The following is a 10,834-nucleotide window of genomic DNA, read 5'->3' as shown; positions in this document are numbered from 1 at the left end:
ACTTGAGACATTGGAATCACTTATGCTTAAAATCCCAATGGATTCAGCTAACAAAGTAGACCACTATATAAAACTAATGGATTTACATTTTCTATCTTTTCAAATATACTAGAATCTAAAATCCCCTTTGTATATCCGATATGTAAATCTTCTTTTCCATTATTATCGCTAAAATGTATTATTTTTATTTTATCAAAAATCTGTTCATAATCACTATTATCTATTAAATCATGTCCTGTATCATAGCAAAAATACACATTATCGTTTTCAATTTTGTCAAATATATATTTAAAATCATAGACAGAGTTTCCTACATTCGAAAAATCACCTTTTTTAGAATATGTATTTTCTATAGATATAATTTTATTTTGTAAATTATTTTTTAATTTCTCATCATTTAAAAACTCTACTGTATTTTGTAAATACCTTTGTCTATTTTTGTCTAATCGAGTGCTCATAATATAACCCAAATGAGCATTATAGTATTTTATATCAAAGTCTAAACTCAAAATTTTATCCATCTCGCATATAAAATCTACCCATGAATTTCTTATAAATTTTATATCTTCACAAGTATTTAATTCCATCGGAAGGTGAATTGATATACTTAAATTCAATTTATTTATCTCGTCTTTGTATTTTTTTAAAGATTCTACATCTTCTAAGTTGTCAATTCCCATCTCGATATGGCTTATTTTTTTATTTTTCTTACATATATTTAACGCATCTTCTAAATTAAATTTTAATGCTGAAATTCCTATTTTCATAAACTCACCCTTTCCATAAATTAAAACTTTTTTAATCTTTTATTCTATTTTATCTATTATATCAAAATAATAATATAACCTAAAAAAGAAAATATCCAAAACCATATTAAGTTGGTTTCAGATATTTTCAATTTAACAAATAAATCTATATTTTCTAATTATATCTTTTTAATCTTGAAAGTACTCTTCTTTCTTTTTATTCCAATATATCTTATCCTTCTCTGTTATTTTCCTTAAAATCTTGCAAGGATTACCTACAGCTATTACATTGTCTTCTATATCCTTTGTAACTACTGATGCAGCACCTATAATTACATTGTCCCCTATTTTGACTCCTGGGGTTATAACAGTATTCCCACCTATCCATACATTATTTCCTATTTTTATTTCTTTTCCAAATTCAAGACCTGTAATTCTTACATCTGCATCTATTGGATGACCTGCTGTAAATACAGATACTCTTGGTCCAAACATGACATTATTTCCTATTTCAACTTTACAAACGTCTAATATAATACAATCGTAATTTGCAACAAAATTGTCTCCAATATAGATATTCTTTCCATAATCACATCTAAATGTAGGCTCTATAAATATATTTTTACCAACTTTCCCAAATAAATCTTTTAATAATTTACTTCTATACTCAATATCTTCTTCAGTTGAATTATTAAACAATCTAGTTAATTTCCTACATCTTTTCAGTTCTTTTTGAAGCTCTGCATCACTTGCATTGTATAATTTCCCCAGTAACATTTTTTCTTTTTCTGTCACAATTACCTCCATTTCCCATTACAAACAATTATATAAATTACTCATATTTTTTTCTCAATTTTTCTACTTCTTCAATTTCTGGCATAGAACAAATTGCACCTTTTTTTGTAGTTACTATAGATGCTGCTGCACTAGCAAAAGAAATCATATCTTTTATTTTTTCTTCATTTAAATTATCTATATCATTTTCTATTATATAACCTAAACAACTTCCACAAAAAGTATCCCCTGCTCCAGTTGTATCTATAGTATTTGATTGTAAATAAGCTTCTTGTTTTACAACTAAATCCTTATAATATGTTGTACTTCCTTTACTTCCAGCAGTTAATAAAATAATCTTTATGTTGTATTTATTTTTTAATATTTCCACAGCTTCTTCTATATTATCACAATTAGTTAAAAACTTAGCTTCTTCATCTTCTATTTTTAAAATATCGCATACAGAACATCCAAAGTCGATTTGTTCTCTTGCTAAATTTAAATCTTCCCATAATAATGGTCTTAAATTAGGATCAAAAGATATTAATATATTTCGTTTTTTCGCTTCATCTATTGCCCTTTTTGTAGCCATTCTGACTTTTTCATGTGTCATTGATAATGTTCCAAAATGGAATATTTTTGCGTTTTTTATAATTTCAAAATCTACTTCTTCTTCTGTTAGCATCATATCTGCTCCAGGATTTCTATAAAATGAAAAGCTTCTTTCTCCATTTTCATCAATATTTACAAAAGCTAATGTAGTATTAACATGTTCATCAAACATTAAACCCTTAGAATCTATACCTACATCATCGATTGTCTTTTTTAGTATTTGGCCAAAAGCATCGTTTCCTACTTTTCCTATAAAAGCAGTTTTTTTATTCATCTTATTTAGCATAGCTAATACATTACAAGGAGCACCTCCTGGATTAGCTTCATAAGTGTTATTTCCCTGATTACTTTTACCATCAATTGTAAAATCAATTAATAATTCCCCGAGAGCTACTACATCGTATTTCATAGTTATAAGTTCCTTTCCTTACTAGTTAATAGTATATACTTTAAAATCACTTAAATTACTTGCTTCTAATTTACCTTCTAATGGGTTTACAATATGGGTCATTACATATTGTCCATTATTTATATAAACTTCTACTACTCCATAGTCAATATATACCTCTATATAGCAATTATCTTCTAATACTTTAGTTGATGATTTTAAAGCTACATTTTCTTGATTACAAACTTTAGTTCTATCACCAGTTATAGTATTATTTTCAAATGATATTTCATATCCTCCGATATTTATTTTTGAATTATTTTTTAAAGTAGCTTTTATACATATACTGTTTTTTAAATCTACATGGTCTATATCTACTTCTTTTGTAAACAAAGATGATATATTTGGATGAACATTAGTAATAATTTGTCCATTTTTAACTTCTACAACTCTTGGTAAACTCATCATACCTAACCATGTATGATTTTCAAAAGGTTTATTCATTCTTATCCAACCAATTTGAACTCGTCTACCTTCTTTATCTATAAATGACTGTGGAGCATAGTAATCTAATCCTAAATCTACTACTCTAAAGTCATCCTTTTTAAATTTTGTATTACAAGTTTCTTCTTCAAAATCTACAATTCCAAATACTGCATTATTAGTTGGATTTATTCCATCAGTATAATAATTTTCTGGCGAAAGTGTTAATACATATTTTCCATCTACAGAAAATATATCAGGGCACTCCCACATATCTCCTAATCCATGTAATTCAAATGAATTTATATATTCCCATTTCTTCGCATCTTTACTTTTATAATATAATAACTTTCCTGTATATTTTTCATTATCGTCTTTTTTTACCTTAGTCCCAAGAATTATATAATAATTATCTTTATATTCCCATACTTTAGGATCCCTAGTATGTGTGTAATGACCTAAATCTTTATCTTCAATAGCAGGTATTATCAAAGATTTATCATTGAAATTATCAAAATTAAATCCATCTTTAGATATAAGCATAGCTTGTGATGCTTCAAATACATCATCTTTTGGTACTGTTATATTATCTTCAGGTGTATCTAGATATTTAACAGAAGTATAATATAAATATAAATCTCCATTTACCTCTATTGCACTACCTGAAAAGCACCCATTTCTATCATATAATTTTGTTGGAAATAGTGCTATTGGTTCATAAGTCCAATTTACCATATCATCACTTATAGCATGTCCCCAGTGCATAGTTCCCCATTGAGGTGCATAAGGAAAATGTTGATAAAACATATGATACTTTTCTTTATAGTATATCAATCCATTCGGATCATTAATCCAATTTCTTTTTCCTGTTAGATGTAACTTTGGTTTATTTATTGCTTTATTTTTCATTATATTGCTGTCTCACTTTCATTTAAATAGTTAAGTATACTTTCTTCAGTTTCTATATCGAAAAAGTGTAATCTATTTGAGTCTATTACAAATTCAATTTCTTCTCCTATACTTTTTAAATCATATTTAGATGCTCTTGCTATTATTGTTTCCCCTCCTAATGTGAAGTATATATTATTTTCATTTCCCATAACTTCAACATTGCTTACAGTAGCTTTTAATATATCGTCTTTTCTAAGTTCCATATTTAAAGAGTCGAATTTAATATCTTCTCCTCTAACACCTAAAATCATTTTTCCTGATTTTTGTAATCTATCTCTCATTCCTTTAGTTAGATGTATTTTTTTGCCGTCGTTAAATTCTACTACATCATCTTTTACATTTACTTCTATAAAATTCATTTGTGGAGATCCAATAAATCCTGCAACAAATTTATTTACAGGTTCATTGTAAAGCTTAATTGGTGAACCTATTTGTTGAATAACTCCATCTTTCATTACTACTATTCTGTCTGCCATAGTCATAGCTTCTACTTGGTCATGCGTTACATAAATAGTAGTTGCTCCTAATTCTCTATGTAATTTTGTTATTTCATTTCTCATACTTACACGTAATTTGGCATCTAAGTTTGATAGTGGTTCATCCATTAAAAATACCTTTTGATTACGAACTATAGCTCTTCCAAGTGCAACCCTTTGACGTTGACCACCTGATAGATTTTTAGGTTTTCTTTTTCTATATTCTTCAAGTCCTAAAACATCTATCGCCCAATCCACTTTTTTATTGATTTCTTCTTGTGGAGTTTTTATATTTTTAAGTCCAAAAGCTATATTTTTTTCTACTGTCATATGAGGATATAGAGCATAATTTTGGAAAACCATAGCTATCCCTCTATCTCTTGGTAATAAATCATTTACAACTTTGTCGTCTATTTCTATTTGTCCCTCTGTCACTTCTTCAAATCCTGCTATCATTCTAAGTGTAGTAGACTTACCGCATCCAGATGGACCGACAAATGCTATAAATTCTCCTTTTTCTATATCTAAATTAAAATCTGTAACTGATTTTTTCTTATTTCCTTTATATTGTTTATTTACATTTTTTAAAGATACAAAGCTCATATCTTACCCCTCCTTAGTTCCTGTTGTCGTAACTCCCTCAACAATTTGTTTAGAGAATAATGAATAAATAATTATTACTGGTATTGTTATTAATGAAATTGTAGCTAATACTTGTCCTGTAGTTGTATTATCGTTAGCTGTTATAGAGTTTAATCCTATTTGAACTGTTAATAAATCATTAGATGTAAATATTAAAGATGGCCATATAAAGTCATTCCATACATTTAAGAAAGTAAATACACTAACTGTAGCAACAACTGACTTTGACATTGGAAGTACTATTTTTAAAAAGTATTTTAAAGTTCCACAGTGATCCATTTCTGCAGCTTCTCTAAGCTCATCAGGTAGTTGTACAAACACCTGTCTAAATAAGAATATATTAAATGGATTGACTATCAATGGTAAAATATATCCTATTATATTATTTAATAAACCAGCCTTTGCAATCATCATGTAGTTAATTGTTATTATAGTTTCAGCTGGTACTATCATAAGTAAAGTTATTACTAATACCCAACCTTCTCTAAATGGGAATTTAATTTTAGCAAGTGCATATCCTGCTAAACCATTTACTAAAACACTTAACACGATAAGTATAGCTGCATAAAAAACTGTATTACACATATACTTCATTAAATCAGAATTTTGAATTATAGTTATATAGTTACTAAAGAAATTTCCATCTAAAGTAGGTGGTATAAATGCTCCAAATGTATTCATATCTTTTATGATTTGAGCATCTCCTTTAAATGAATTTGCTATCATCCATATTATAGGGAATAAGAATAATAATGAAACTCCTATCATAATTACACATACAATTATTTCAATAATTTTACGTTTCTGACTCTTCATATCCTATTCCTCCTTGTCCTTTGTTATTTTATTTTGTATTATTGTTAGAATTATTACAAATATTGCAAATACTATAGACATAGCAGATGCAGTTCCTATTTCCCAGTTTACTGTACCAGTTTGGTATATGTCATATACTAATGTGTATGTAGAATATGAAGGTCCACCACCTGTCATAACCATAGGTTGAACAACCATTTTAAATGCACCAATTGTTATTGTTATAAATACAAATATCAAAATTGGTTTTAATGATGGTAAAGTTATGTATCTAAATTTAGCCCATGCAGATGCATTGTCTATTTCCGCTGCTTCATATAAACTAGGTGATATCGCTTGTAATCCTCCTAAGAAAATTAGCATTTGATATCCTGCCCCTTGCCATATACTCATAAATGCAATTGAAGGAAGTGCTTGTTTTGCACTATATATGAATGGTTGTGGATCTATTCCTATCCATCCTAAAAGAGTATTTAAAATACCTTCTGCATTGTATATTTGCATCCATAAAGTAGAAACTACAGCTAGCGACATTACTACTGGGATAAAAAATGATATTTTAAAATAAGTTTTACAATATGATATTTTATCTATAAACAATGCAAGTCCAAAAGCAAGTCCCATTTGAAAAGGAACTATTATAATTACAAATAAAATTGTATTTCCAAAAGCTTGAACAAATAATCTATCTCTAAATAATGCTACATAATTGTCTAATCCAACAAAGCTTGTCAAGCTTGGATTTAATGCAAAGAAATCCGTAAAACTAAACACAAGTGTTAAAATCATTGGTATGAATAGAAATAGTGCCATAAGTACTAACGCTGGTCCAAAGAATGACATACCAAGAATAGAGTTTCTTTTTTCTACTGTATTATTTTTAGCCATTTCATCTATCTATAACGCTTTAATTTTGCGTCTATCCTTTCCACAGAGTATTCGATTGTATCTTTTTTATCTTTATTATTTAAAACTATATCTTCTAGTGATCTTTGATATTGCTCGCTCACTTGAGGATAAACTGGTGTTTTAGGTCTTGGATGACCATAAGTTATTAATTGTTCTTTTAAAAATGCATATAATCCATCTTTAAATTGAGGTAATTTATCATATGCCTCATATGTAGAAGGCATATTTCCAGTTAATTCACTTAGAATGACACCACTTTCAACACCACTTAACCATTTAACAGCTTCTGTAGCTGCACTTACATTAGTACAATTAGTACTTACTGCATATGTCCATGAACCTGTTGGTGTATATTTTTCTTGGTTCCAATCATTTCCTACAGGATAAGGTGCAATGCCTAGATTAAAATCTGGATAACTAGTTTTCATATTATTAACTAGCCAAGCACCATCAAATTTAAATGCTGCTCTTTCAAGTTCAAATAAATTCTCTATCTTAGTTTTTGAAAACATCTTATTGTCTAGTAATTTTTTGAAATAATCCACTGTTTCATAAGTCTTTTCTGAATTAAAATATCCATCAACCGTTAATCCATCTTCACTCACAAAATTTCCCCCATTAGACCATATAAAAGGTGCATAGTAGTAAATTGTTGTTTCTCCTGAAGGGAATGTCATATCAATCGGATAATCGTTTTCCGGAATGACATTTTTTATTTTTTCGCATACTTCATAAAATTCATCCCAAGTCCATGGATCATCCATACTAGGAATTTCAATACCAGCCTTTTCTATTATATCTTTGTTATAATATAATCCAACGCTTGATTCCATAGCACCTAGCGCGTAAAGCTTATTATTAACTGTTCCTTGTTCTATTATAGAATCTAAATATACAGATTTGTCTTTTTCTGATACACCTTCTAGAGGCTGTATTATATTATTAGCTACATATGCTGAAACATTTGGTCCATCAACTGTTATAATATCAGGTAAGTCTCCTGACATAACACCAGCATTAATTTTATCTGAGTATCCCCCTCCGTTTTCATTACGTGGAATAAACTCTATGTCTAAAAAATATTTTCCATCATATTTTTTATTAAAAAGTTCTACACTTTTTTTGTATGCTTCCCCTTCTGGAGTATTTTCTATTGTATGTACCCACATAGAAATGTACTCCTCATTTTTGTCAAAGCCACTAATACTTCCCGTTTCTATTTTCTTTTCACATCCAACCAAACTTATTATCAATATGAAAATTAATAGAATACTCCCAATTTTTTTTGTCATTTAAATTAATTCCCCCTTAATTTTGTTATGTAATCGATTACATTTTTGATTACATTTTCATAATATCATATTTTTTCCAATTAGGTCAACTATATTTTTTTCTATTTCCAATTGTTTTTTCTTTATTTCCTATAATATTGATAAACACTTATTTATTTGATAAACTTAATATTAATTATTTATTATAAAGAGGTGTTATTTTGAAAAAAAATATTACATATAGCGATATAGCTAAGTATACAAACTTATCTACTGCTACAATTTCTAGATATTTTAATTCTCCAGAAAACCTTACTAAAGAGACAAGTCTATTAATAGAAAATGCCCTAAAAGAATTGAATTATAAAGAAAATAAGGTTGCTAAAATATTCTCTAATGGGAAAACAGAATTTATAGGAATAATTGCACCAAAACTAGAATTACACTTTTATTCATATTTACTAAATTCTATATTAAACACTTATTCTAGATATGGTTATAAATTTTTAGTTTTTACTAGTAATGGAAATATCGATGAAGAAAAAGAGTATATAGATGAGTTATTAGCATATCAAATTGAAGGCTTAATTATGATTAGTTCCTGTATCCCTTCTATACAATTAAAAGATTATAATATACCTATTGTGGGAATCGAAAGGGAATCTAAATATATTTCAAGCGTCGATACAAATAACTACTTGGGTGCATCTTTAGCTACAAACACCCTTATTGAAAATAATTGTGATGTGTTAATACATATAAATAGTCCTATATCAGAGGAAATTCCATCAATCGATAGAATTAAGGCCTTTGAAAATATCTGTTTAGATAAAAATATTGAACATATGGTGTTTTATGAAGTTTTCAATAACGATATAAGCGATACTACAAGTAAATTATTTAATATTTTTAAAAAAATAGAAGCTAAATATAACGGCAAAAAAATCGGGGTATTTTTAAGTAATGATACTTTAGCCAATTATTTTATCAAAATACTTGTAAAAAACAATAAATCTATTCCTGATGATTATGAGGTAATTGGCTTTGATGATTCTCCAGCTGCAATAGAGTCATTTATCCCATTAACTTCAATTAAACAAGATGTTAATAAAATTACCCAAAATACTTTATCTATATTAACAGAGGGAATAAAAATAAATCGTAAAAATAAAAAAGGCTGTCTAAGAGTTAATAAACACGTAGTCATAGACCCTACTATTGTAAAAAGAGAATCAACATTATAATTTTTTATAGTTTATAATTTGAAAATATAAGTTGTTTTTAGCATATAAATATCATTTTCTATTTAATATAAAAGGGATATAATGCAAATCTTACTTGCTTTATATCCCTTTTGTATCTTTAAATTAAGCTAATTGTTCTTCTTTTTCTCCATAGAACATATCTTTATCAAAGTCATTTTCACTATTTGCAATTATAAGTGTACAGATATTGTCACCCATTACATTTACAGTAGTTCTAAACATGTCTATTATTCTTTCAACACCCATTATAAGCCCTATTCCCTCAAGTGGAAGATTAACTGATGTTAATACCATAGATAGCATTATCATACCTACACCTGGAACCCCTGCTGTTCCGATTGATGCTAAAGTCGCTGTTAAAATTATTGTAATCATTTGATTTATACTTAAGTCAATTCCGTATATTTGAGCTATAAATAATGCTGCAACACCTTGCATTATAGCAGTTCCATCCATATTTATAGTTGCTCCCATTGGTATAGTAAATGATCTAGTAGTTTTACCTACCCCTAATTCTTCAAGTATTTCCATACTTGCTGGTACTGATGCATTACTTGATGCTGTTGAAAATGTTATAGCTGCTACTGATGTAAATTTCTTTAAAAATGGCATTATTTTTTCTTTTGTAAATAATTTAAACATTCCTCCATATACACAAGTTATATGTATTCCCATACCTAATAAAACTACTGCTATATATTTAATAAGTACAAGGATTGCATCTTGTCCAACTGATGAGAAAGTATCACAAACTAAAGCAAATACACCATATGGAGCGAATAACATTATTATTCCTACCATTTTCATACATATTTCATTTAAACTTTCAAATATTACTCTAACAGGTTCAGCTTTTTTCCCAACAATACTCATTGCTATCCCTGTAATCATTGCAAAGAATATTATTTGTAACATTTCTCCATCCGCAAATGCTTTTATTGGATTTGATGGTATTATTCCTAATATTATATCTACTAGCGATTTAGATTCACCAATTGTAACTTCTCCACTAACCATATGACTCATATCAAGTCCTGCACCTGGTTTTAATACACTTCCTAAAATTAATGCTATTATTATTGCTACTGCTGTTGTAGATAAGTAAAACGCCATAGTTTTTGTACCTATTCTACCTAATTTTTTTACATCTCCCATAGATGATGTTCCACATACTAATGATACAAACACTAGAGGTACAACCATCATTTTAATTGCAGTTGTAAATCCTGTTCCGAATATTTTTAAAATTCCGCCTACAATAATTGTATCTTTTATATAATTATCTGGAACAGATTTTAATATAAGTCCACAGACAAATCCTAAAAACAATCCTAATAAAATTTTTGTCGTCAAGCTAAGTTTCTTTTTCATTTAACCATCTCCCTTTATATAAAAAATATTTTGTCATCTCTTGCCACTTCTTAAGTATACAATAAAAAATATATATTTGCATTATTTTTTTAAGTGTCGACATATTTTTCACTTATATTTTCTTATTTTT

The 10,834-nt window shown here is 28.0% G+C and carries 10 protein-coding genes; 1 reads left to right on the top strand and 9 read right to left on the bottom strand.

What is annotated here, in order from left to right; genetic code table 11:
- Positions 1–47: 47 nt before the first annotated feature.
- The 8 genes from I4U58_RS09555 to I4U58_RS09520 form a co-directional block, all read right to left on the bottom strand.
- The gene (locus I4U58_RS09555; protein WP_195931073.1) at positions 48–767 is read right to left on the bottom strand and encodes a TIM barrel protein; all 720 of its coding nucleotides are present in this window, start codon (positions 765–767) and stop codon (positions 48–50) included.
- 168 nt (positions 768–935) lie between these two features.
- A complete protein-coding gene (locus I4U58_RS09550) occupies positions 936–1,553 on the bottom strand; it encodes a sugar O-acetyltransferase (RefSeq protein WP_195931072.1) in 618 nt (205 codons plus the stop codon).
- A 25-nt stretch (positions 1,554–1,578) separates the two neighbouring features.
- Positions 1,579–2,541: a carbohydrate kinase gene (locus tag I4U58_RS09545; protein WP_195931071.1), complete on the bottom strand. Its 963-nt coding sequence runs from the start codon at positions 2,539–2,541 to the stop codon at positions 1,579–1,581.
- A gap of 21 nt (positions 2,542–2,562) precedes the next feature.
- Positions 2,563–3,912, bottom strand: coding sequence for a glycoside hydrolase family 32 protein (locus I4U58_RS09540; RefSeq protein ID WP_195931070.1), 1,350 nt, complete (start codon positions 3,910–3,912; stop codon positions 2,563–2,565).
- The gene (gene ugpC / locus I4U58_RS09535; RefSeq protein ID WP_195931069.1) at positions 3,912–5,033 is read right to left on the bottom strand and encodes a sn-glycerol-3-phosphate ABC transporter ATP-binding protein UgpC; all 1,122 of its coding nucleotides are present in this window, start codon (positions 5,031–5,033) and stop codon (positions 3,912–3,914) included. The genes I4U58_RS09540 and ugpC overlap by 1 nt, the downstream gene beginning before the upstream one ends.
- 3 nt (positions 5,034–5,036) lie before the next feature.
- The gene (locus I4U58_RS09530) at positions 5,037–5,888 is read right to left on the bottom strand and encodes a carbohydrate ABC transporter permease (protein ID WP_195931068.1); all 852 of its coding nucleotides are present in this window, start codon (positions 5,886–5,888) and stop codon (positions 5,037–5,039) included.
- A 3-nt stretch (positions 5,889–5,891) separates the two neighbouring features.
- Complete coding sequence (locus tag I4U58_RS09525) at positions 5,892–6,776, bottom strand: sugar ABC transporter permease (protein ID WP_195931067.1); 885 nt, start codon at positions 6,774–6,776, stop codon at positions 5,892–5,894.
- Between the two features lie 5 nt (positions 6,777–6,781).
- Positions 6,782–8,089 (bottom strand): sugar ABC transporter substrate-binding protein, encoded by a 1,308-nt coding sequence (locus I4U58_RS09520; RefSeq protein ID WP_195931066.1) that lies wholly within the window; start codon positions 8,087–8,089, stop codon positions 6,782–6,784.
- A 200-nt stretch (positions 8,090–8,289) separates the two neighbouring features.
- Here I4U58_RS09520 and I4U58_RS09515 point away from each other — a divergent pair, with 200 nt between their 5' ends.
- On the top strand, positions 8,290–9,312 hold the full coding sequence (locus I4U58_RS09515) for a LacI family DNA-binding transcriptional regulator (protein ID WP_195931065.1): 1,023 nt from the start codon (positions 8,290–8,292) through the stop codon (positions 9,310–9,312).
- 123 nt (positions 9,313–9,435) lie between these two features.
- Here I4U58_RS09515 and I4U58_RS09510 read toward each other — a convergent pair whose 3' ends face one another.
- Positions 9,436–10,704: a dicarboxylate/amino acid:cation symporter gene (locus tag I4U58_RS09510; protein WP_195931064.1), complete on the bottom strand. Its 1,269-nt coding sequence runs from the start codon at positions 10,702–10,704 to the stop codon at positions 9,436–9,438.
- Between the last annotated feature and the right edge of the window lie 130 nt (positions 10,705–10,834).

Source organism: Clostridium sp. 1001270J_160509_D11 (assembly GCF_015667935.1).
Classification (GTDB): domain Bacteria; phylum Bacillota; class Clostridia; order Peptostreptococcales; family Peptostreptococcaceae; genus Intestinibacter.
This window is presented reverse-complemented; position numbering and strand designations above follow the sequence as displayed.